Consider the following 19,846-nt stretch of genomic DNA (forward strand, 5'->3'; position numbering starts at 1 on the left):
CCTTGCAACTTATGGTTTTCTATCGATAACTACTTCTGAACCTGGTTGAAATGAGCTTTGGGACACTTGGAGCCCGCGGAGGCGGCAGATCGAGGGATACAGCAGCCGTGACAAAATATGCATTTGTTGATGGTGGCTTTATCGACGCAATGGTGCGGAAGACATCCGAATATTTCGCGATCGACCTCAGTCGTAACAAAATCGATTACCGGGCAATCGCTGGCGGGCATCAAAGAACCTTTTACTACGATGCTTTGCCCGCCCAAAAGGACAATGAATCTGGCGAGGAATACGAACGACGAGTGAAACGCAAGCGAGAACAATTCGAGCTGGTTAATCGCACGCCTTTTATGCACGTTCGAGAGGGGCTGACGCGGGGACAAAACAAGACGCTGCGTCAAAAAGGCGTCGACATCTTACTCGCAATCGACGTTTTCAAACATGCAACGTCTGGCCACATGTCCGAAGCCCACATCATGACGAAGGACCTAGACTTCTTTCCACTTTTTGAAGCATTGCGGGACACCCCTGTAGCAGTGCATTTGCACTGCTATCCGGCCGAGACTTCCAGTGAATTAATGGCGTTGGCTGATGTCGTGGTGCCAGTCAATCCATTCAAGATATTGCAGTGGATGCACCACCAATCGAAGGATAGCTACGTCGAGTGGAACATCGCTTTGGGCGACGTGAATCCTCAGAAGCTATGCATGATCGGCAATTACGAAGGGCTAGACTTCTATATTTACCAGGACGACGACATGCCGTTCGTTGGTCGCGCCATGGCGTATAATCCTTCGAGCCTGATGCGCTCTAACCGATGGGAGCATATTGTCGATGCCTTTGAGGCCCGCGTCGGCAAGCGTGTCCACCTGGATCAATTGAACCGCTAACTGTAGCTCGCAGGATGGCTGGAGTGCAGCCCGTAGGATGGGTGGAGCGAAGCGATACCCATCGCCGCCAGATCGACAGAAGGGATGGGTTTCGTAAGGGCTCAACCCATCCTACGAGCTCATCAACACCCTGCCGCCGAATTGCCTTTGCGGTCGAGCCCTTCCCTCCTAAACTCTCGTCCTCACCGGCATCGGTTCCGGCGGGCCCGGTAGAAGCGGAGTCAGATTATGCCCAAACCGGAAAGCTTCCCGATCGAGAAGATCTTCGTTCCCACGAAGCAGAAGAAAGCCATCAAGCCCGAGATCGTCGGGGAGATCGCTGAAAGTATGCTGGACATCGGACAACAGGAACCCATTTCCGTCCGGCTCGACGGAGACCGCCTCGTTCTGGTCGAGGGACTGCATCGGCTCGAAGCCTGCAAGGCGCTCGGCGAGACAACCATTATCGGTGTCATCGTCCCGGCGGAGGTCGCTCAACACAAGCCGCAGCTTGCCGAACGGCCCGAAGTCGAGGCAGAGCGCCTCAAGATGGCGCGATTGAAACAGTTGCGCCTGGAGAAGGAAGCCGCGGAGGCATCGATCGCTGGCCGGAAGGGCGTCAACGGAACGGAAGCGCCGCGCACCCGTACGACGAAAGGCGTTCGCGACAATCCGAAGGCATCACCGGGCCGGACTGCGAAATCGACACCGAAAACATTGTCGGACTGGATCACGCAGCAAAAGGGCCACGGCGGTCGCTATTGATTGTTGGCTCCAGCTCGTAGGATGGGTGGAGCGAAGCGATACCCATCACCGCTCGATCGGCGAGAGATGAAGGGTTTCGTAAGGGCTCAACCCATCCTACGACCTAGAGCTCAACCCAGCCTACGCGCTATCTACGCCCGCCTCACCGTATCTCGCTCATCGACACCTTGGCGGCGATCCCGCTCAACTCGGGCTGTTGCGGTGCGAACTCCTCGTTGGACGATGAGCCTAGCGAGACGTCGACCATCCTGCGCTTGACCTGTTCGCATGTCTTGCGGACGTCTTCGGTGAACAGCGCGCATTCTTCGATGCGCTTGAAGATCTTCCGACCCTCTTCACGATACTCCGCCGCCGTTTCTCGCATGAAGGCGATCGCATCATGGACCTGGGCAGTCAGCGCCTCGCATTTTTGCGCGGCGTCGATCAACTCGGTGCCCATGGCCTCGATCTCTTTTGCAGCGGACTCATAGTCCCGAACGACCGCCTCTGCACTGAGCGCGCCGACGCGCGTCACGCCCGCGGTGTGCTCGACGTAATCAGGCAGAGCAATGGAAGCAAGAGAGCTTCCCGAGCGTATCGATGCAATGTCCTCCTCGAGCTGGACCAAGTTTACTCCGTCCCGCCTGCGCAATTGTTCGACATTTGCCATTATTGATCTCCCATACGCACCCCGAACCCTTAACAGCATCGGGTTTATTACGGGGATAAGCTCCGTTCTACTCTGATGTATCCTTGACAGCCGCAGTTTTGCCGCTTTTTCCCGATTGCCCAATTGCACGCATGGATAGATTTGTCGGCGTTCAACGTCTCTTGGTCGCGGCCGGCGAAGATGGCACGTGCGCCTCGCTAGAAGTCGACCTGTCGAGCAACAGACGCGCCAATACGCACGGTGAAGCGAGCACAGCTCGGATCGCGTGTGTGCGGGCCCGGAACTCGGATCACCTCTCCCCACTCGGAGAGAGGTGCTCCGCGCACAGCCGACCGACGGTGCTCTGGCCGCTGCGCAAAGACCGGCTACAAGACCGGCTAGTAGCAGGGCGGGTAAGGTTCGTAGCCGCAGCGGCGATAGCCGCCGTAGGCTCCGTAGCTCCGTAAGCTGCCGCACCAACCGCAGCAGCTCCGACGCCTACGGCAACTCCGCGGCGCACGGCTGCACCACGATAGACGCCACCGCGATAGACACCGCCGTGATGAACACCAACCCGACCAACCCCGACGCCTCTTCGATAGGCGAAGGCGTCAGTCGAAACAGTCACGATGCAGGCGATGCCAATGATTGCGGATGCGGTAAGTGAAACGATGGTTCGGCGCGACATGTCCACTCTCCTTCCTGGATTGGGACGGTGCGTCAGCGCAATTCGCTAATGAGCGGGTTTGTTGATTTAGAACAATGCGGGCCCTTGCGATCTGGCGGCCGGTTCATAACGAGACAGCGAAAGTGTCACGCTTTACCTACATAGGGCATGAGCGGGAGCCACACCGCTTTCGGTCATGTACCTGACGCTCGCGACGCATGCCGGTTCGGCAATGCCACGCCCCACCCCCGTGCCCGCGATAATTTCTCGTTCGCACGCGCGTTGGGGGGACCGCGGCGCAACCTCTCCTTCCGGCGATAGGACTGCCGCACTCCGAGGCTGGGCGGCCCCGCCCCTACTTCGTATTGGCCTCGACCGCCTCCAGCAGCGGCATCTCGCGATGCGACTCGCAGAAGCGCGAGAGCTTGTTGCCGTTCTTGTTCAGCGCTTGCGTGTCCACGACGGGATTGTTGCGGCGACCGGCGTAGAACCCGGCGAGCCAGACGTTCACGGTCTGCATGTGGGTAATGCGCTGGGTGATGTACTGGTCGCAGCTGATTTTGGAAACGTCGACCAGCACCTGGGCCTTGGCAGGGACGGCCAACAGCAGGGCCGCGAAGGCACCAAGGATGATCGCTCTTGTCTGAACCATGTTTTCCTTCCGATGAATGTCTGCACGGTGGCGACGGTCGGGCGCCGCATGCTTGATCCAGATCAAGGGCGCCCGTTGCATACCCCGCGACCGCCCCACCCCGAGGCCTCGCCATAATTTCTCCTTCGGACGCGCGTTGTGTTGGATGACGGCGAGACCTATCGTTCCGATCGGACTGCCACACTTCCATTGACGCCCGACGGAAGCGAGAGCGCATCGGTGCCCGAGACGAACGACCCCAAACCTGACGACCACAAGCCAGACGCCCCCAAGCCGGACGAGGGGCGCGCCGATGGCGGGCTGGCGCGGGCCTACGATCGGATCAAGAGCGCGGAGCAAGACCTTGCGCGGCTGGACCGGCTGGTTTCCGGAATGGAACGCGGCAGCGAAATCCCAGCGGCCTCGCGAGCAAGCGCCGGTGCGGAGGCTGTCGAGACTCCCAAGGACAAGGCTCCCGAGGCCAAAACTCTCAAGAGCACGGCGCCGGCGCCGGATGGCAGGGTTCGCAGTCAAGGCCTGAGGGGAGATCGGCCCATGCTGCGCGCTTTGGTCGGCCTCGTGCTGGCGATCGGCATTCTCGGTGCCGCCTTCGCTTCGCAATACAGCGATCGGGCCAGGTCTATGACCAAATCGATCATGGCGCGATGGGCTCCGCCGGCCGCGACTGAGCCTCGCCAAACGTCCGCGGTTGAAACTCCGGCGCAACCGCCGGCGGTGCAACTGGCTGCCGCGGATGAGCCCGGCACGGTGCCCGCGCCGCCGGCCGGCAAGGACACGGAGAGCAATGCAGGGTTTGACGCTTCAAGACCCGACGCTCCAACAACGGGCGCCACGACGCCCGACCCCTCGTCGTCCGATCTCGCGCAATCGCTCAAGACCATCACCAGCGAGCTTGCGAACATCAACGGAAAGCTCGAGCAATTGAAAAGCCGCAACGAGCAGACGCTGCGCGAGCAGGCCGACACCATTCAGCAGCTCAAGGCGGCGCAGGAGAAGGATGCGGCGGCCAATGCGCGCCTCGCCGCACAGGTCCAGGCGCTGCAAAAGGAGCTGACGACGTCATCCGCATCGTCATCCGCACCTGCGTCCGCGAAACCCGCCGCGCGTAGCGTGATCACCAACGAGACCGCTGCGCCCGCACGGCCCCACGTGCAAGCGGCCGCACCTCGGCGACCCCGGCCGTCGCGAGGGCCCTGGATGCCCCCGCCCTATATGGTCGATCCCTACTATGGGGATCCGGATTGGTGAGCCCGCGGGGCGGATGAGCTGACGTTACGGAGCCGCCAATCGAAGGCGGCCCCGGATGTTGCGTTGGTGCGGCTAGCGCCAACCGCGATGACGGCCCCTGCTCCAGCCGTAGTGATGACCGCGACCGCCACGTCCCATGTGACCGTGGCCATGTCCTCCGCGCGCGAGAATCACCGGACTGTCGGAGCCAGCGACCAACGTCTCAGCCGCAACGCGGGGCATGGCAGAAGCGGAAAATGTCGACATTGCCGCGATTGCGCACGCGGCAACGCCGATCAACAAATGACGTATCATGTGGGGATTCTCCAGGAGCCGCGTGATAGCGGCAGAGATGAATGCTTCCGCCGCCCCAGAGTTCCATCGAAACATCAGGGAACGGCAATGAACGCGAGCCCTTCTGCGCCGGCACGCACGCTCGCGGACCGGCATCAATCACGCGGCGAGATCTGAAGCTCCATCAACGCCATGCGCTCCAGGACAGCGGGGTCTCGCTCGCCCTCCTTCGCTGTGCGAAGGATTGTTTCCGCGATCGACCGGACATGCGCGGAGCTGACCGGGGCCGGCAGTGACGCCACCGCCGTGTCCAGCGCAGTTTTCATGATGCCGATGGTTTCAGGCGTAAAAGATGCATTTGAAAAGTCTAACATGCTGGATCCGATCCGGAGGTCATCACGAGCGTCTTTGCCGCGGGCGTCTCACCGGCGCCTGATGCGGCTGCGTGAGCAAGGGTCACCAACGCCGGCCCCAGCTGCCGCGCCAGCTGCTTCCCCATCCACCACCACCGCGCACCAGCCGGACGACGAGGAGCAGCAGGACCGCGCCTACGGTCGCGTTGACGATCGCGCTGATCATGCCGCTGCCGAGATGCACGCCGAGCTGAGGCAACAACCAGCTGCCGACAAACGCGCCCAGGATTCCGATGATGATATCGCCGATGATCCCAAAGCCGGTCCCGCGGACGATCTGGCCCGCCAGCCAGCCGGCGACGAGACCGACAAACAAGACCACCAAAAGGCTTTCGCCGGACATTCTCATTTTGTGACCTCGATCACTTGGTTCGAATGGCTGCTGATCTGCGCAATCCGGTCGACCAGGGCCGTCAAATGTCGCGGTAATGGGTCGTGCTCACCCCGAAGCCTGATCCGAAGGCGGTCTGCTATTTCATGAGAGATCGCCAGGCTGGAGCCGCGGTCGATCTGAATGGCATTGCGAACATCGGGGTTGTTCATGAAGGTTTCCGGTTGATACGCACGGAGGACGCTTCGCGCCGAGTCGCACTCACAACGCGACTGCGGTCTTTAACTCAGGCGAGGATCGGAGGTTCGATCTCGCAACGCTCGGGGATCACTGACACAACAGCCTCATCGAGCAAGAGTTCCTTCCGATCACAACTTATGTTTGAAATTCATCGGTCGCGTCCAAGCCAACGCGGGATGCAAAGCTCTTGTTATCGCCGACTCATCTATTTTGCAGCTTTTTCGGATGTCGAGGCATCAATCGTCGTTAAACCAGAAATAGAATCGGAACTGCAGCCCGTCGAGACCGTTCGTTCCCGTGGCTGACGTTCGTCGGCATCATATTCAAATGAATTGAAAGAGATCAGATGAAACATACTTTGCTGGCTTCCGTCGCCGTTGTGGCGTTGTTCGCTGCGACCGGCACTGCAATGGCTCAAGGCGTCAATCAGGGCGGCGCCAAGGGTGCGGAGTCCCCCGCTGCCGTTTCGCCGAAAGCCGAAACCGCGGCACCGATGAATGCGCCCACAGCAAAGGACGCCCCCACCGCGGCACCGCACGGCTCGCCGGCAGCGGCAACGCCGCAGCACGCACAGGGCGCGCCTGACGCAAAGCACTCCGGCGACGTCAAGGCCGATGGCAAGGCGAAGACCACGGAAACAATGGCCCCGGCCACCACTTCGAAGCCGACTGCCGACAGCAAGACGCCCGGCGAGATGAAGGCGAATGGGATGACCAAGGCGCCCGATTCGGCCACCACGTCGAAGGACGTGAAGACCCCGACCGCCGAGAGCAAGCCTTCGGCGCCCGAGGGCAAGACGACCGGCAATGCCGCTACCACGGCGGTCGCGGCGCCTCCCGCCGAAAAGCGTACCCAGATCACTTCGGCCATCAAGCAGGAGAAGGTCGAGGAAGTCACCAACGTGAACTTCAACATCTCGATCGGCACCACCGTCCCGGCAGGCGTTCGTTATCATGCGATCCCGAGCCGCATCGTCGAAATCTATCCGGAGTGGCGCGGATACGAGTTCATTCTGGTGCACGGCAGGTACGTCATTCTTCGTCCGCACACCCACGAGATCGTCTATATCATCGAGGGCTAAGCGAAATCCGACGGATGACGCGCAAACCAAAAGGGCGGCTTATGGCCGCCCTTTTGTCGTTCGGCCCCACGCGATCATGATGGGTTTCGCAAGGGCTCAATCCGCCCGAACGGCTGCATATCCATTCACCCCTCTCCCAAGCCGAGAATGAAGGTTTCAAGATCGGGCGCGAGTTCGTTTGTGTTCGGGAAATCGGCGAACATGTCGCCACCGTCCACCGGTTCATGCTCGTGATCCCAGTAGAAGACCTGGCCATAACTGTCCTCCTCCAGACTCAGCAGGAACAGGTCGCCGCCGGGATCGGGAGCGAAGGGGCAGCTCAGTCGGGGAATTCGATTCATGCCCCGATACACATCGTAATTGTCGATGACGCCGTAGCTGTCGGTCGGATGCGTCGTGAACAGCACGTCCAAAACGGTGCGGTCGTTGCGCCAAGGCAGCTCGACGCCGCAGCGGTCGAAGCCGCCGCCGTCCGATTGCGCCAGTAGCTCCTTGTAGGGCGCGGGCAACGGCGCACCGATGTGTTGCTCCAGCGCACGGATGGCGTTGGAGGGCGCCGGTGGCCGTCGGTCGTCCATGAGATCCAGATAGTTCATCGGCCTAACTTTGTGCCCCGTGGGTCATCAAAGCGCCCGCGCCAGTGAGCCAACCGCCTCACCACACAACCAGATTGGTGTGGCCGAATCCCTTGGCGTAGTGGAACACCGAGCCCGTATGCTTCAGACCATCGCTTCGGTATCTGCCACTGGACGTTTTCCGCCGTCCGGATCTCCCGAGCGAAGCGTCCGGCTTCCGGCAGAGAAAATGTCCTGCACCAACCCGAGCTTGCCGAGTCCCAAAATGATCAGGCCGTTGATGTCGATCTCGTACCAGGCGTGCGAAATGTAGGCGTCGCGCGGAAACCGGTGATGGTTGTTGTGCAGGCCTTCACCGAAAGTGAGGATCGTGGTCACGAACTCGTTGGTGGTGCCGTCGTCGAGATCGAAGCGGCGGTAGCCGTAGCGGCCGTCGCTGTGGCAGACCGAGTTGACCAGTGATGTCGCCATGGTCATGAGGTAACTGCGGAACAGGCCGGAGAACAGGATGCAGCCGGTCATCGTGTGCACGCCGCCAAACGCGTAGCCGATCGCGCCCGGAATAATCACTGCCGAGAGCGCGTACCAGTACCAGCGCGTCCTGGTGAAGAACATGGCGATCGGATCGGCCAGGATATCCTTGGCGTAGTATTCGGCATCCGTGGTGGCCTGGTCCCACACCCAGCCGCCTTGCGCATGCATCATCCCCTTGGCGAAGGTGACATAGGGGTTGCCGTCGCCGTCATAGTAAGGGCTGTGGACGTCGCCGGGCTTGTCGGAGTGAAGATGATGCCGGCGATGATTGCTCACCCATTTCAGGATCGAGCCCTGCACCGCCATGGTGGCGATGGCCGCGAACAGCGTCCGCATCACCGGACCGCAGCGGAAGCTGCGGTGCACGAAGTAGCGGTGCATGAAGCCGATGCCGACCGTGGAAAGCGCGAACGTGCCGGCGAAGACCGAAACCTCCACCCAGCCGATGCCTTGCCAGAAGGCCCAGACCAGCGCCGCGATCGACCCACCGATCATGATGACGAAGGAGATGTAGGAATCGCGAAACTTGGCGTCGACCACGGGACCTTCGACCAGTACGCCCGGCGGCATTTTCCGCTCCGCAGCTTCCGCCGGCACCACGCTTTCGATTACGGTCATTCCAGCCGATCCATTCACACAAAATTAACCCTGCTGCGGCGCACAGTACAACCTCGGGTTATTTCCATCAAGGATTCGAGCTGCCGTGGGAGTACGGAGCGGCGACTTGAAAACAGGCGACCAGAGGAAAAAGAAGCCGGATTTCAAGGCCTGGTGACAGCGTTAACCAGGTACAAAGCCTCCGCAATGCACTCCCAGAAGACCGATGCCAGGACAAAGCAAGCGCCCCCTCCCTCGCCTTCGCAAGCTCCGGCGTAGCGCGCGATCGATGCGAAAGACCTTCGCCCGCGCACCGCGGATGGTTCGGATCGCGGGCGGCGCGGCGATGCTGCTTGCGGTCCTCGTCCTCGTGAACATCGCCTATCAAACGGTGCGCAAGCCGACCGAGCTGTTCGTCCTAGTCGGCCATGCGCTCGACAAGGAGCCATCGGACACGTGGCGGCAATACGGGCCGCTGTTCCGCAAGCATTCCACCGCGACGATCACGCCGGAATTGCTGGCCGCGCTGGCGCAGGTCGAGACATCGGGCAATCCGCTCGCGCGCACCTACTGGCGCTGGCGATGGAGCTTCAATCCGCTCGCGATCTATCGGCCCGCATCGAGCGCCGTCGGCCTCTTCCAGATGCTGGACGCAGCCTTTGCTGACGCCGCGCGGTTCTGCGTTCGTGGCAACGCGGTCACGGAGGCCGGCTGCGGCTCGACCTTCCTCTATAGCCGCGCGATTCCGAGCCACGCCATCGAGCTGGCATCGGTGTATCTCGACCGCAATCTCGCCGATGTTCTCGCCCGCGCGGGCGATGTGAAGGCGAGTGCACGCGAGAGGCAGGATCTCGCCGCCTTCATCCATCTCTGCGGCGCAGGCCCCGCAACGGCCTTCGCACGCCGCAAGTTTCAAATGGCCGCCGACGAACGCTGCGGCGATCACCTCGTCGCGAGCTATGTCGCCAGGGTCAACGCGATGAAGCGGCAGTTTGTGCGGCTCGCCGCGGAGGACGGCGACTAGCAAAGGAGCGTAGCCCGGATGAGCGAAGCGACATCCGGGAATGCTGCGGCAACGTCCCGGATATCGCTTCGCTCATCCGGGCTACAGGAGCCAATCAATTCCGCGTCCGTCGGTGGCCTTCACCACCAGTACGGCCAGCGCCATCCCTCGTAGCGGACATATGACGATACCAAGGGCGGGCCGTAGGGATCGACCCGGTCGTCTTCCGGGCGATAACGATAGCGTGGAACGATATTGTAATCCCACGGCGTCGGCCGGAGCACGGGGACATCCACCCTCAGCCGTTGTTCATCCACCACTCGCGCCTTCCGCGCCCGGGCTTCGGCATCCGATATCCCGAGATTGCACAGCACCAGGGCGGTTCCGAGCGCACACGCGACAGTCATGATCTTCATGCGTTGGTCTCCTTCCCCCAAGAGTGCAAAAGGACGTCAAGCAAGGCAAGCGAATTTGCGATCAAGCTTTGCCGGAATGACCGATGCCGGCCGCCCCGCCGTCATTGCGAGCGGAGCGGAGCAATCCAGACTGTCGACCGCGGCCCCTACTCCCGCGCGCGCCGCACCGCCTCCGTCAGCTTCATCCTCTGCTTGTCCCACCGGCTCTGCTCCGTCTCGGCACGCTCCTCGAGCGCCGCGCGCTCAGCTTCGATCGCCTCCGCCCGCGATTCGTGCTGCCGCCTCGCGTCGTCCAGCGCCGCCTGCGCGTTCGCGACTGCCTTGTCGCGGCGCGCGCGCTCCTTGGCGCGAGCGGCCTCCTCCTTGCGGCGCTCGGCTTCCCGCCGCCGCTCTTCCTTCTCGAACGCCGCGGCGGCCTTGCGCGCCTGTTGATCGTCGACCTTGCGGGATGGTTGCTTTGCAGCCTTCGCCGGAAGCTTTCTCGGCTTGGACTTCGCTTTGGGCTTTTTTGGCTTGGCCTCGTCGTCAGCGAGATCGGTCGGCAACTCGGAATGCTCGGTGAACGGGCCGTCCGAGCCGACCGGACGCCGGAGCACCACGCCCGGCTTCTCCATCGTTGCCGCGACGATGTCGGGGTCGTCGGTCTCCTTCGCGGCGCCCTGATGGAACAGATTGGACCTGGCGCCCCAGGCGTCCAGTGCCGCCTTCATCGAGGGCGCGGCGATCGCCTGGTCGTAGAAGCCGAGCGAGGTCTGGTAGGTCTTGAGTTTTCTTTTTGGTTTTGCTTTTTTCGGCATGTCGCTCCGCAGCTGGCAAGCCACCAGCTTCCTGCGGCGCCATCATGCCATACTGCCCCTGTTTTGCCCGACGAGTCAAATTCGATTCGGTATCGCCGAAGTCGATACCGGGCGCGGAGGCCCAATACCAACGTTTTCGGATTTCCAACACACTGAAATCCCTCGAGATTTCTACTGTGCATGGGGTTGTTTTCGACGTTTTTGTTTTGACGGCTCGCCACCTACGCTGCGTCGACATCCTCAGGCGCCGGCCCCGCGACGAGCCCGTCGAGGCCGACCATCAGGAGATCGGCGATGTGCATGAGCTGGTAGAGCGGAATGTCCGCCTCACCCTGCTCGGCCAGCGACACGAAGACCGGCGTGGCGCCGATCAGCTCTGCGAGCTGCGTTTGCGTGTAGCCGCGCCTCTCGCGCGCGCTTCTCACGCGCGCACCGATCCCGAGCCGGTGCCGGGACTGCTCGTCCGCGGTCATCATCACGGCCTGCTCGTCCGCGCTGGCATAGCCGTCCGCGAACGCGCTGCCGATCAGCCTCCCCTTGCGCCAGGCGACCCGGCAGTCCTTCCGCAGTCCGCTGCTGAAGACCAGCGTGAACTGCTCGGCGACCCAGAGCGAGGCGTTGAGGCCGAGGCGCGCGCCGGTGCCGGAGACATCGCGGATCGTGCAGGGCGCGCTGATGACCTTGCCGGTGCCGTTGTCGAACTCGACAATGCCGGTCCGCAAAATGTGATGTCTGACGGCGGCGCGATGCTCGCTCATGACGGGACGCTCCTTGCGCGGCGACGTCGCAGCCGCAAATTCCGGACCTCGATACCGCAGAGTTTTTCCTGAACTCCTAAATTTCCAAGGGTTCGACCAGGACTGAAAGCCATGGTAAAGGATTTGCTCCCAATCCACCTTTATCCGGCGGACAGCGTGCGGCGCGCCCGTGACGGGCGACGAGGCGAATAATGACCGACGCGATGAAATGCCCGACCTGCAACTCCGAGCACGCCTATCAGGATCGCGGCCTCTGGGTCTGCCCGGAATGCGGCCATGAATGGAGCGGCACGGCAGAGGCCGTCGCGGACGCCGCGCAAGAGGCCGGCGTGCGCGATGCCAACGGCAATGCGCTCGCCGACGGCGACAGCGTCATCGTGATGAAGGATCTCAAGGTCAAGGGCTCCTCCTCCGTGGTCAAGGGTGGCACCAAGGTCCGCAACATCCGCCTGCAGGACGCCACCGACGGCCACAACATCGCCTGCAAGATCGACGGCATCGGCGCGATGAACCTGAAATCGGAGTTCGTGAGGAAGGCGTAGCCGAGGCCCCGGACTCGCCAGGGCAAATCCGCCAGCGAGCGCGCCGAACGGCTGGGGCGGGAGCTGACCTGCCGCGGCGTCAAGTTTACCACCATCGAATGGTAAGCGCCGTCCGGTGGCTGCGATCTATCGCTGTCTCTGCGCCAGATAGAATCCGCACAGCACCGTCACCAATCCCGCCGTCTGCAATAGTGTCGGCGGCTCGCCGAGCAGGAGCCAACCGGTGAGCACCGTCAGCGCGGGCACGCAGGCGGGGACAACGGCGGCGCGGGCGACGCCGAGGCGTTGGACCGAGACCGCGAACAGATAAAGCGCAGCCGGGCCTGCAAGCACGCCCTGTGCCAGCGCCTGGATGGCGTTCTCACCGACACCGATCGCCGCGATCCGCGCGAGTCCGCCGGTCATGAGGTAGATCGGCAGCAACAGCAGCGACAGCACGTTGATGACGAGCGCAGCCGACACGGCGGAGACCCGCCAGTGGCGCACCAGCGCGCCGAAACCCGCGAACATCAACCCGGTCAGCACGAAGGTCAGATCGCCGAGCACGCCGTCAACGCCGATATGACCGATCGATTCCGCGCCGATCACGCCGAGCCCGCCGACGATGACGACAGCGCCGGCGATGCGCGACCAGGAGACATGCTCTTTCAGGAACAAGGCCGCGAGCAGCAGGCCGCCGAGCGTCGCGCAGGAGGGCTGGATCACGCTGCCATGGCCGAGCGGCACGAACAGAAAGCCAGTGTAGGAGATCAGCGACATCACGGGGCCGCCGAGCACCATCAGCACAAGGCCCCTGCCCCAGCCGATGCCGCAGAGATCGGAGATTCCGCCGCGTATCACCAGCGGCAGGAACGCGATGCCGGACCAGACATAGCGATGCACGAGCAGATCGACCGGCGTGAAGCCGAGCTTGAGGCCATGCCGCGTGCCGGCAAAGCCGAGCGCCCAGAACAGCGCCGCGGCGAGGCCGCAGAGCACGCCGACAAGCGCCGGCGCTTGATCGTTCTTCCGAATGCGAGCGTCAGCGCCGCTCGTCCGCTGATCCATGGGACAAAGCGGTACGCCGACAGAGGCCGTCGCTCAACCCATGTGCCTGCAAGGCTGGCACGCAAGCGAGAGACGCCAGCGCGCCTTCGCTCAGAAAAATCCCGGGCTGAGATCGAGCCCATACGTCAGGCTGAGCACGAACACGAACAGCGCGGCGGCTGCGAACAAGGCGAGATGCTTGAGAATGAACGCGCGGGGCGAGACGCTTGCAACAACGGCTTTCTGTGCAACGGGCACGACTACTCCATTATGAAAATGATTCTTGGCTACTCAATATGCGGCGCCCGCATCAAGCGCCGCGATCCAGAAAGCAACTATTAAAGAGATCACACTCGCTTTGAACGGCCGTACACAACCGGCACGTGATCATGACTCGCTGCGCCAAAAAAAGACCGCGCTCCCGAAAGGGAACGCGGTCCGGGCAGACTCGGAGAAAGCGAGCCTGCATCACATTGGCTTGACGTTGGCTTGTGGCGCCCCCAGATCAGCGGGCGCTACCCGTCGTAACATCAGCGGTCTTCACCTTGCGCGGCGACAGAACGCGGGCCTGGTGGACCGAAGCAACGTTGGTGGGCGCCGAGGCCTGCTGCTCGACATGCGCGGCACCGAGCACGCGCACCTGCATCGGGGAGACCGGAAAGCCGTTCGCCTCATAAGTCGGCAGTTCGGCGGCGAAAGCCGCGGTGCTGCCCGCGATCGTCAGGATGGCGGCGGCGATTGACAGAGTCTTCTTGTTCATGGGTGATGCTCCTTCAGTGGAAGATTCGGAGCACATTTAAGCGCATTTTGCTGCATTGCGACATGTGCTGTTGCAATGCAACAACGCGCCGGGTGCATGGCAATATGTTTAATGCGCGCGATGTCTTGGCAAAATCACCGCCCCGGCGCGAAATGACACCCTAATGAGCGGCGGTCAGCCGCCGAGCACGTGGCCCCAGCCGTCGAAAACGTAGGCTTTCCAGATCACGGTTCCGTCTTGGCCCGGCCGGCTGGCACGCCTGAAATCGTCGGCCTGCTCAGCAGTCCAGGTGATGATCGTATCGGAGAGTTGGTCGTGCAGGATGGCGGGCTCGGTGGGATCGAAGGCGTCCATCGGACGAAGCGAGGAATGCGTCATGCGCGCCTAACGCGCTAGCCGTGACAAGGTTGCCCAACGTGCCTGCGAAACACCGCCACGCGGCCTGCGCCAAAATATTCGCCTTTATCGAATTTTGCACAACGCTGGCGAGCAAGCGCCCGTGGAACCGGAACCCGCGTTGCCGCCGCGCAACACCTGCTCGAAAAGCCCGCTTTCGCCGAATTGCGCCATTGCGCCGCCACACCCTCCCCAGAACAATCGACGCGCGGCGTGCCTTTTCGTGCAAGACTGTTTGGCCAAGACTGTCTGGTCAGACTGTTCGGAGAAGACGAGGTTCAACAGAACCGTTTGGAGGCAGGGATCATGAATGATCGGCGGTCTCTTCTGGTGGCGGTCTCCTGCCCCTCGGCGGTTCTCGCCGGCTGGCTGGCGCTCTCTCTGTCCGCCTATGCCCCGGCCCTCATCGAGAACAGCGGCGCCAATGCTTCCGCCGTCTCGCGCGCGAAGGATCTCAGCCGACTTGACCTCGCCGACATCCCGCACGCTGCGGCCATCGAGGACGGCGTCGCCCTGACCTCCGATATCGCGGCCGCTATCGCTGCGACACCAGAATTGGTCAATGCTGAAGCGGCAGCGCCCGAGGCGCCAGCTCCGGCCATCAAGCTCGCCTCGGCCGACCCAGTGCTGATCTTGCCGACCGAAGCGCCGCTCGCGCCGCAGATGTCGCCTGACCCGACACCAGTCGCCAGCGAGGTTGCTCCGGCTCCGGCGCCGGAGCCCTTGGTAAAGCTCGCATCCGCCGATCCCACTGAGATCGTGACGACGGAGGCGCTGTCGCCCGCGACAATCGCGACCGGCCCCGCGCCCGTGGCGAGCAAGGCCTCGGCGTCTGCGGACACGACCGCGGTCCTCGACGAATGCTACGTGATGGAAGCCTGCATCGACCGCTATCTCTGGGCGCTCTACCAGCGCACGGCCAAGGAAGACTCGATCAAGGTCACAGATCGCCGGGCCGTCACCGTCAAGCGCAAGGGCAAGATGGTCACAGTGATGCGCAGCTTCACGAAGCTGGTTGACGAGGACTTTGGCTGGAAGGATCCGAAGGCGGCCGACCGCGCCGGCATGTCGATGATGGACTACGTCATCGGCGGCATGGACAAGAGTTTCAAGAAAAAGCTGTTTCGCACACTGCTCGCGGCTGAGGCTGCCGGGCTTTCGCCGGGCATCACCAGCGCGTTCCGCGACGACTATCGCCAGTCGATCGCGAGTGGCCTGAAGGCCGCCTCCGACCGTTCCTATCACGGCGGCAGCACGCGCGGCGGCTACGGGCACGGCATGGCGGCCGACATCGTCAGCACCAAGGGCGACAACCGCGCGCAGCGCTGGGTCTCGACCGAGGTGCTGTGGAAGTGGGTCGACGCCAATGGCAAGGCGCTCGGCATCGGCCGCCCCTATCTCGGCCGCGATCCCCCGCATGTCGGCCCGGTCGATGGTACGGAATACGTCTCGCGCCGAGGCACGTCGGACCGCAAGGAAGCCAACGTCAAGCCGAGAAAAGCGCGGGCCGTGGCAAGCGCAAAGCCGCCGAAGGCGAAGGCACAGGCGACGCGCGAGCAGAAGGTCCCCGCGAAGCCGCAGAAATCAGCGCAATCAGCCACGAAGCGCGCGACCTGAGTTTGACGGCTTATCGTCGCGGCGTCGGCAACGGCACAAGCCGCATCTCCGCGGTGCCTGCTTCCTGCGTGCGCACCAGCACCGCATAGATGGTTTCGACTGCGAGCCGCACCGCCGCCTCGGTCGCTGTGCCCTTGGCCAGATGCGCCGCGATCAGGCCGGTGAGAAGATCGCCGGTGCCTGAGGGGCGGATCGGAAGGCGCGGCGTCGCAAAGCGCGACAACTGACCGCCGGCGCACAGAATCGTTTCCACCTGCCCTTCCGCCGTATCAGTGAGCGTGCAACCGGTGGCGACCACGTCGATGCGCCCAGTCCCGGCCAGCGCCGCGCACGCCGCGCGCAGGCCCTGCGCATCCGCGATGTCGAGGCCTGCGAGCAGCCCGAGCTCGAACTGGTTCGGCGTGGTCAGATTGGCGGCGGGCAGCAGCCGGTGCCGGACCACGTCCAGGATGCCGTCGGCGACATAAACCCGGCCGTCATCGCCGATCACGGGGTCGCAGAGATAGACCAGCTTCGAATTGCGGGTCAGCGCCCGCTCGACGAAATCGGCAATGACAGCGGCATTGCTGGGCGAACCGAGATAGCCGGTAACGAGGACCGCAGCCTCGTCGACGAGATCGCGCTCTTCGACGCCTCTCAGCAGATCTGAAACGAGCTCTGTCTCCAGCACCCGCCCGCGCAAGGTCGGATAGCGCGGATGGTTCGACAGCAGCGTTGTCGGCACCGCCGCGACATTCACCCCTTCCGCCTGCATCGCATAGGCGGCGGCGCTGTTGCCGACATGGCCGTGGACCACCTGGCTTTGAATGGAGATGACGAGCATGAGGGAGGTCCGTAGGAGTAATTGTCTAGCGAGAGAAGGGTCGCCCGGATCACGAAAACTCATATCCAAGTCCCGGCCGCAGCGCTTGCATCTTCCGCGCCAGCCGCCGATGCCCGCTCTCCTCCGACCGCGCAAGCCGGCCGGCGACCGCGACGTGGTCCACATCGCTCTTGTGCTGATTGAGCTTGGCCTGCCCCTCGACGGTATCCACCACGAGATCGACGACGCGGATCGCAGCCAGCATGCTCTCGCGCTTGCCGGGCTCCATCTGTGCGAGGTCCCAAGTTTTTTTTGGCAAGCGCGCTTCCGAGACCGCGAGTAGTGCATCGCCGTGCCTGCGGTTCTCGTCGAGCCCGCGCAGATGCGCTACGCCCGACAGGTGCACGGCCTCGTAAAGCCAGGTCGAGACGTTGTCGCGCGAAGAATACCAGTCATTGGAGATGTAGGCGTCGTCGCCGGCAACGATCAGCAGAAAGCGCCCCGCACCATCCGCGAGCGGGACGAGCGGATTCCTGGCGGTGAAATGGATTTGCACGATCGTGTGCCCGTCGCGCTGCTCCAGCACGAAGGGCACATGCGAGGCGCGTGGACCGCGCTCATCCGCCGCGACGATCGTGCCGAAGCCGCGCTGGCTTGCGAATTCCAGCGCTTGCTGCTCCTCGATGCGGAATTGGGGGCGGAGGACATGCATGGCGGGGCGCTCGTTGACTGGCTGAAGGACAAACCGAGGCTAACTCATGATCCAGTCAAGTCAGAAGGGGTATTGGCCCGCAAACGCGGATGTCAGGAATGATCCCGGAGTCGTGCCAGCTCATCGATATAGGCGCAGAACATGTCGGCCATTGCGTCGGCGTGACGCGCGATCTCCGCCTCGTTGCGCGGTGTCTCCGAGAACTGCTTGCCAACCTCGCTCAGCGTCGTCTTGATCAACTCGCCGGCAAGCGCCCGCGTCGCATCCGGCGCCCTGGGCAGGGCCTCCCGCATGAAGGCCGCGACGATGCCCTTACCGGCGGCCCGCGCGTCGTGTGCTTCGGGCGCATCGCGATAGAGCGGCGCGGCGTCGCTGAGCGCCGTGCGGATCGCAGCCTCCTCGCACTCGGAACGAATGAAGGCGTGGACGAGCGCGCGCAGCCGTACCAGTGGCGGTTTCGCCCGGTCCGCCAGGATGCCGCGCAGGAGCTCGCTCGTGCGCCGCCACTCGTCGCTCTGGAGGCGGAACAGGATCGACGCCTTGTTCGGAAAATATTGATAGAGCGACCCGACGCTCACCCCGGCCCGCTCGGCCACTCGCGCCGTCGTGAAACGCTGCGCCCCCTCCTTGGCCAAGACCTGAACAGCCGCGTCCAGAATGGCCGCCACCAGCTCGTTCGAGCGGGCCTGCTGTGGCTGTTTTCGTGAGGAAACTGAATGGCTTCGGCGATCTGCCATGGCACCCTCGGGCAACGCGAATAGCGAATGCGACGAATTAGTCGTATTTCAATTCTCACGCAAGCACTCGCAGCACGGCGACATCTGGAGACTACACATGACCACCCCGACCATCACATCACTTGCGCCACTGCTCGATCGTCTGTTCGACCAGGACGAAGCGGCGCGCGGCGCGATGCGAGCCGCCTTCGCCGATGTGACCGACGCCGACCGCGCACGGATGATGCGGAGCAAGACCGCTTACCGCGACCTCTACGGGCGGCTGAAGGACGCACCGCTCGCGGTCTCCCGCGAGACCGGTCATCTGCTTTACATGCTCGCACGCAGCTCCCGCGCCAAAGCGATCGTCGAGTTCGGCACCTCGTTCGGCATCTCGACCCTGCACCTTGCCGCGGGCTTACGCGACAATGGCGGCGGCCGCCTCATCACCAGCGAATTCGAACCGTCCAAGGTGGCCCGGGCGCGCGAGAACCTCGCGGCCGGCGGGCTGCTGGACCTCGTCGAAATCCGCGAAGGCGACGCGCTGAAGATGCTTCAAGTCGACCTGCCCGACACGATCGATCTCGTGCTGCTCGACGGCGCCAAGGCGCTCTACCCCGATATCCTGGATCTGGTCGAAGGCCATCTCCGGCCGGGCGCGATCATCGTCGCCGACAACGCCGACGACAGCCCCGACTATCTGGCGCGCATGCGCAGCCCCGGAAGCGGCTACATGTCCACGGCCTTTGCCGAGGACGTCGAACTCTCCGTGCGGATCAACTAACGCCACGTCGAATCGGCGCGACACCAATGAGCCGCCGCGCGAACCATCGCGCGGCGGTTTCGTGCTGCGCTCCGCCGTGTCGCAGGTTCGTCACTGACGCGTGATAGTTGGACCCGGCAATGTCGCTGCCGCCTTCGTCGGCATCGCGCTGATCGTGTCCGGAGTGGTGGTCATCAACCTGTTCTCGGCGGCCACGGTGCATTGATGCCGGCAAGGCCTTCAGCTTCGCGACGCCGTCTCGCAGCCGGCTCACGCTATTGGCTTTGCGACGGCTTGGGAGGATGCGGCCTGGATCGCTTCGCGCCAGGCTTGGCCGCAACTCGCGGCGGCGCCGCATCGACCGATTCCAGATAGGCGGCAAGTGCCTTGGCTGTATCCGAACTGGTTGCGTAATGGTCCTTCAGGAACCAGGACAGCGTCAGGTTGAAGCGCCCTTTGGCAAGGCCGCGGGGGCTGCGATGGCACGTCGTGCAAGCATCGGCGAAGAGCTTTTGCGGCGACTTGCCGGCATCGAGATTTTGCGCGGCGGCAAATGTCGCCGTCAGAACGGCCGCGGCTGCAAGAGTCATCGTTGGAAGAGTCATCAGGGGCGCGATCAGATCGCGCCCCGGTCGAAAGTACGAGATCAATGTCGTCCTGCCCGG

26 protein-coding genes are annotated in these 19,846 nt (G+C 63.1%); 8 read left to right on the plus strand and 18 right to left on the minus strand.

Features of this window, described 5'->3' with window-relative positions:
• Positions 1-107 precede the first annotated feature (107 nt).
• Both IVB54_RS21435 and IVB54_RS21440 read left to right on the plus strand, forming a co-directional pair.
• Positions 108-890 carry an NYN domain-containing protein gene (locus IVB54_RS21435; RefSeq protein ID WP_157642915.1) on the plus strand — a complete coding sequence of 261 codons (783 nt, stop codon included), beginning with the start codon at positions 108-110 and terminating at the stop codon, positions 888-890.
• A gap of 228 nt (positions 891-1,118) precedes the next feature.
• A complete protein-coding gene (locus tag IVB54_RS21440; RefSeq protein WP_018454508.1) occupies positions 1,119-1,634 on the plus strand; it encodes a ParB N-terminal domain-containing protein in 516 nt (171 codons plus the stop codon).
• 142 nt (positions 1,635-1,776) lie between these two features.
• On the opposite strand, the gene IVB54_RS21445 is transcribed toward IVB54_RS21440, so the two are convergent.
• Together IVB54_RS21445 and IVB54_RS21450 are read right to left on the minus strand one after the other, a co-directional pair.
• Positions 1,777-2,283, minus strand: a complete 507-nt coding sequence (locus IVB54_RS21445; protein ID WP_026232748.1) for a hypothetical protein — start codon at positions 2,281-2,283, stop codon at positions 1,777-1,779.
• Positions 2,284-3,284: 1,001 nt separating this feature from the next.
• Entirely contained in the window at positions 3,285-3,581 is a 297-nt protein-coding gene (locus IVB54_RS21450; protein ID WP_245313402.1) for an HdeA/HdeB family chaperone, read from the minus strand.
• Between the two features lie 219 nt (positions 3,582-3,800).
• Between IVB54_RS21450 and IVB54_RS21455 the strand changes: the two genes are divergently transcribed.
• Positions 3,801-4,829: a hypothetical protein gene (locus tag IVB54_RS21455; RefSeq protein ID WP_026232749.1), complete on the plus strand. Its 1,029-nt coding sequence runs from the start codon at positions 3,801-3,803 to the stop codon at positions 4,827-4,829.
• Positions 4,830-5,257: 428 nt separating this feature from the next.
• Here IVB54_RS21455 and IVB54_RS21460 read toward each other — a convergent pair whose 3' ends face one another.
• The 3 genes from IVB54_RS21460 to IVB54_RS21470 all read right to left on the minus strand — a co-directional run bounded on the left by IVB54_RS21460 (position 5,258) and on the right by IVB54_RS21470 (position 6,058).
• Positions 5,258-5,476: a hypothetical protein gene (locus IVB54_RS21460; protein WP_007609614.1), complete on the minus strand. Its 219-nt coding sequence runs from the start codon at positions 5,474-5,476 to the stop codon at positions 5,258-5,260.
• Positions 5,477-5,558: 82 nt separating this feature from the next.
• Positions 5,559-5,864, minus strand: coding sequence for a GlsB/YeaQ/YmgE family stress response membrane protein (locus IVB54_RS21465; RefSeq protein WP_026232750.1), 306 nt, complete (start codon positions 5,862-5,864; stop codon positions 5,559-5,561).
• Positions 5,861-6,058, minus strand: a complete 198-nt coding sequence (locus tag IVB54_RS21470) for a hypothetical protein (RefSeq protein ID WP_018454514.1) — start codon at positions 6,056-6,058, stop codon at positions 5,861-5,863. The genes IVB54_RS21465 and IVB54_RS21470 overlap by 4 nt, the downstream gene beginning before the upstream one ends.
• A 374-nt stretch (positions 6,059-6,432) precedes the next feature.
• Between IVB54_RS21470 and IVB54_RS21475 the strand changes: the two genes are divergently transcribed.
• Positions 6,433-7,167, plus strand: coding sequence for a DUF1236 domain-containing protein (locus IVB54_RS21475; RefSeq protein WP_018454515.1), 735 nt, complete (start codon positions 6,433-6,435; stop codon positions 7,165-7,167).
• A gap of 125 nt (positions 7,168-7,292) precedes the next feature.
• Here IVB54_RS21475 and IVB54_RS21480 read toward each other — a convergent pair whose 3' ends face one another.
• Positions 7,293-7,763, minus strand: coding sequence for an SMI1/KNR4 family protein (locus IVB54_RS21480; protein ID WP_018454516.1), 471 nt, complete (start codon positions 7,761-7,763; stop codon positions 7,293-7,295).
• Between the two features lie 123 nt (positions 7,764-7,886).
• On the minus strand, positions 7,887-8,894 hold the full coding sequence (locus tag IVB54_RS21485; protein ID WP_018454517.1) for an acyl-CoA desaturase: 1,008 nt from the start codon (positions 8,892-8,894) through the stop codon (positions 7,887-7,889).
• Between the two features lie 205 nt (positions 8,895-9,099).
• Here IVB54_RS21485 and IVB54_RS21490 point away from each other — a divergent pair, with 205 nt between their 5' ends.
• Positions 9,100-9,897: a transglycosylase SLT domain-containing protein gene (locus tag IVB54_RS21490; protein WP_026232751.1), complete on the plus strand. Its 798-nt coding sequence runs from the start codon at positions 9,100-9,102 to the stop codon at positions 9,895-9,897.
• Positions 9,898-10,016: 119 nt separating this feature from the next.
• On the opposite strand, the gene IVB54_RS21495 is transcribed toward IVB54_RS21490, so the two are convergent.
• The 3 genes from IVB54_RS21495 to IVB54_RS21505 all read right to left on the minus strand — a co-directional run bounded on the left by IVB54_RS21495 (position 10,017) and on the right by IVB54_RS21505 (position 11,847).
• The gene (locus IVB54_RS21495) at positions 10,017-10,292 is read right to left on the minus strand and encodes a hypothetical protein (protein ID WP_027517656.1); all 276 of its coding nucleotides are present in this window, start codon (positions 10,290-10,292) and stop codon (positions 10,017-10,019) included.
• Positions 10,293-10,438: 146 nt separating this feature from the next.
• Positions 10,439-11,089, minus strand: coding sequence for a hypothetical protein (locus tag IVB54_RS21500; protein WP_018454519.1), 651 nt, complete (start codon positions 11,087-11,089; stop codon positions 10,439-10,441).
• 221 nt (positions 11,090-11,310) lie between these two features.
• Complete coding sequence (locus IVB54_RS21505) at positions 11,311-11,847, minus strand: helix-turn-helix domain-containing protein (protein WP_026232752.1); 537 nt, start codon at positions 11,845-11,847, stop codon at positions 11,311-11,313.
• 191 nt (positions 11,848-12,038) lie between these two features.
• Here IVB54_RS21505 and IVB54_RS21510 point away from each other — a divergent pair, with 191 nt between their 5' ends.
• Positions 12,039-12,389, plus strand: coding sequence for a zinc ribbon domain-containing protein YjdM (locus IVB54_RS21510; RefSeq protein ID WP_018454521.1), 351 nt, complete (start codon positions 12,039-12,041; stop codon positions 12,387-12,389).
• Between the two features lie 126 nt (positions 12,390-12,515).
• Here IVB54_RS21510 and IVB54_RS21515 read toward each other — a convergent pair whose 3' ends face one another.
• The 4 genes from IVB54_RS21515 to IVB54_RS21530 all read right to left on the minus strand — a co-directional run bounded on the left by IVB54_RS21515 (position 12,516) and on the right by IVB54_RS21530 (position 14,553).
• Positions 12,516-13,436, minus strand: a complete 921-nt coding sequence (locus tag IVB54_RS21515; RefSeq protein ID WP_018454522.1) for a DMT family transporter — start codon at positions 13,434-13,436, stop codon at positions 12,516-12,518.
• A 90-nt stretch (positions 13,437-13,526) separates the two neighbouring features.
• Positions 13,527-13,673, minus strand: a complete 147-nt coding sequence (locus IVB54_RS21520) for a hypothetical protein (RefSeq protein ID WP_018454523.1) — start codon at positions 13,671-13,673, stop codon at positions 13,527-13,529.
• Between the two features lie 247 nt (positions 13,674-13,920).
• Complete coding sequence (locus IVB54_RS21525) at positions 13,921-14,175, minus strand: hypothetical protein (RefSeq protein ID WP_018454524.1); 255 nt, start codon at positions 14,173-14,175, stop codon at positions 13,921-13,923.
• 174 nt (positions 14,176-14,349) lie between these two features.
• Positions 14,350-14,553: a hypothetical protein gene (locus tag IVB54_RS21530; RefSeq protein ID WP_247297420.1), complete on the minus strand. Its 204-nt coding sequence runs from the start codon at positions 14,551-14,553 to the stop codon at positions 14,350-14,352.
• A gap of 324 nt (positions 14,554-14,877) precedes the next feature.
• Here IVB54_RS21530 and IVB54_RS21535 point away from each other — a divergent pair, with 324 nt between their 5' ends.
• Positions 14,878-16,188, plus strand: a complete 1,311-nt coding sequence (locus IVB54_RS21535) for a hypothetical protein (protein WP_026232753.1) — start codon at positions 14,878-14,880, stop codon at positions 16,186-16,188.
• 10 nt (positions 16,189-16,198) lie between these two features.
• Here IVB54_RS21535 and pdxY read toward each other — a convergent pair whose 3' ends face one another.
• The 3 genes from pdxY to IVB54_RS21550 form a co-directional block, all read right to left on the minus strand.
• A complete protein-coding gene (gene pdxY, locus IVB54_RS21540; RefSeq protein ID WP_018454527.1) occupies positions 16,199-17,011 on the minus strand; it encodes a pyridoxal kinase in 813 nt (270 codons plus the stop codon).
• Between the two features lie 49 nt (positions 17,012-17,060).
• The gene (locus IVB54_RS21545; protein WP_018454528.1) at positions 17,061-17,702 is read right to left on the minus strand and encodes an FMN-binding negative transcriptional regulator; all 642 of its coding nucleotides are present in this window, start codon (positions 17,700-17,702) and stop codon (positions 17,061-17,063) included.
• A 92-nt stretch (positions 17,703-17,794) separates the two neighbouring features.
• On the minus strand, positions 17,795-18,439 hold the full coding sequence (locus tag IVB54_RS21550; protein WP_026232754.1) for a TetR family transcriptional regulator: 645 nt from the start codon (positions 18,437-18,439) through the stop codon (positions 17,795-17,797).
• A 97-nt stretch (positions 18,440-18,536) separates the two neighbouring features.
• On the opposite strand from IVB54_RS21550, the gene IVB54_RS21555 reads away from it, so the two are divergent.
• Positions 18,537-19,202 carry a class I SAM-dependent methyltransferase gene (locus IVB54_RS21555; RefSeq protein WP_018454530.1) on the plus strand — a complete coding sequence of 222 codons (666 nt, stop codon included), beginning with the start codon at positions 18,537-18,539 and terminating at the stop codon, positions 19,200-19,202.
• Positions 19,203-19,456: 254 nt separating this feature from the next.
• On the opposite strand, the gene IVB54_RS21560 is transcribed toward IVB54_RS21555, so the two are convergent.
• Positions 19,457-19,771, minus strand: coding sequence for a hypothetical protein (locus IVB54_RS21560; RefSeq protein WP_018454532.1), 315 nt, complete (start codon positions 19,769-19,771; stop codon positions 19,457-19,459).
• Positions 19,772-19,846 lie beyond the last annotated feature (75 nt).

Source organism: Bradyrhizobium sp. CW1, from assembly GCF_023100665.1.
GTDB classification, from domain to species: domain Bacteria; phylum Pseudomonadota; class Alphaproteobacteria; order Rhizobiales; family Xanthobacteraceae; genus Bradyrhizobium; species Bradyrhizobium canariense_D.

Bases quoted from the DNA above. Each gene is read 5' to 3' on its own strand.
- IVB54_RS21440 (WP_018454508.1), top strand. From the start codon at position 1,119: ATGCCCAAACCGGAAAGCTTCCCGATCGAGAAGATCTTCGTTCCCACG.
- IVB54_RS21445 (WP_026232748.1), bottom strand. From the start codon at position 2,283: ATGGCAAATGTCGAACAATTGCGCAGGCGGGACGGAGTAAACTTGGTC.
- IVB54_RS21450 (WP_245313402.1), bottom strand. From the start codon at position 3,581: ATGGTTCAGACAAGAGCGATCATCCTTGGTGCCTTCGCGGCCCTGCTG.
- IVB54_RS21460 (WP_007609614.1), bottom strand. From the start codon at position 5,476: ATGTTAGACTTTTCAAATGCATCTTTTACGCCTGAAACCATCGGCATC.
- IVB54_RS21465 (WP_026232750.1), bottom strand. From the start codon at position 5,864: ATGAGAATGTCCGGCGAAAGCCTTTTGGTGGTCTTGTTTGTCGGTCTC.
- IVB54_RS21470 (WP_018454514.1), bottom strand. From the start codon at position 6,058: ATGAACAACCCCGATGTTCGCAATGCCATTCAGATCGACCGCGGCTCC.
- IVB54_RS21475 (WP_018454515.1), top strand. From the start codon at position 6,433: ATGAAACATACTTTGCTGGCTTCCGTCGCCGTTGTGGCGTTGTTCGCT.
- IVB54_RS21480 (WP_018454516.1), bottom strand. From the start codon at position 7,763: ATGAACTATCTGGATCTCATGGACGACCGACGGCCACCGGCGCCCTCC.
- IVB54_RS21485 (WP_018454517.1), bottom strand. From the start codon at position 8,894: ATGACCGTAATCGAAAGCGTGGTGCCGGCGGAAGCTGCGGAGCGGAAA.
- IVB54_RS21490 (WP_026232751.1), top strand. From the start codon at position 9,100: ATGCCAGGACAAAGCAAGCGCCCCCTCCCTCGCCTTCGCAAGCTCCGG.
- IVB54_RS21495 (WP_027517656.1), bottom strand. From the start codon at position 10,292: ATGAAGATCATGACTGTCGCGTGTGCGCTCGGAACCGCCCTGGTGCTG.
- IVB54_RS21500 (WP_018454519.1), bottom strand. From the start codon at position 11,089: ATGCCGAAAAAAGCAAAACCAAAAAGAAAACTCAAGACCTACCAGACC.
- IVB54_RS21505 (WP_026232752.1), bottom strand. From the start codon at position 11,847: ATGAGCGAGCATCGCGCCGCCGTCAGACATCACATTTTGCGGACCGGC.
- IVB54_RS21510 (WP_018454521.1), top strand. From the start codon at position 12,039: ATGACCGACGCGATGAAATGCCCGACCTGCAACTCCGAGCACGCCTAT.
- IVB54_RS21515 (WP_018454522.1), bottom strand. From the start codon at position 13,436: ATGGATCAGCGGACGAGCGGCGCTGACGCTCGCATTCGGAAGAACGAT.
- IVB54_RS21525 (WP_018454524.1), bottom strand. From the start codon at position 14,175: ATGAACAAGAAGACTCTGTCAATCGCCGCCGCCATCCTGACGATCGCG.
- IVB54_RS21530 (WP_247297420.1), bottom strand. From the start codon at position 14,553: ATGACGCATTCCTCGCTTCGTCCGATGGACGCCTTCGATCCCACCGAG.
- IVB54_RS21535 (WP_026232753.1), top strand. From the start codon at position 14,878: ATGAATGATCGGCGGTCTCTTCTGGTGGCGGTCTCCTGCCCCTCGGCG.
- pdxY (WP_018454527.1), bottom strand. From the start codon at position 17,011: ATGCTCGTCATCTCCATTCAAAGCCAGGTGGTCCACGGCCATGTCGGC.
- IVB54_RS21545 (WP_018454528.1), bottom strand. From the start codon at position 17,702: ATGCATGTCCTCCGCCCCCAATTCCGCATCGAGGAGCAGCAAGCGCTG.
- IVB54_RS21550 (WP_026232754.1), bottom strand. From the start codon at position 18,439: ATGGCAGATCGCCGAAGCCATTCAGTTTCCTCACGAAAACAGCCACAG.
- IVB54_RS21555 (WP_018454530.1), top strand. From the start codon at position 18,537: ATGACCACCCCGACCATCACATCACTTGCGCCACTGCTCGATCGTCTG.
- IVB54_RS21560 (WP_018454532.1), bottom strand. From the start codon at position 19,771: ATGACTCTTGCAGCCGCGGCCGTTCTGACGGCGACATTTGCCGCCGCG.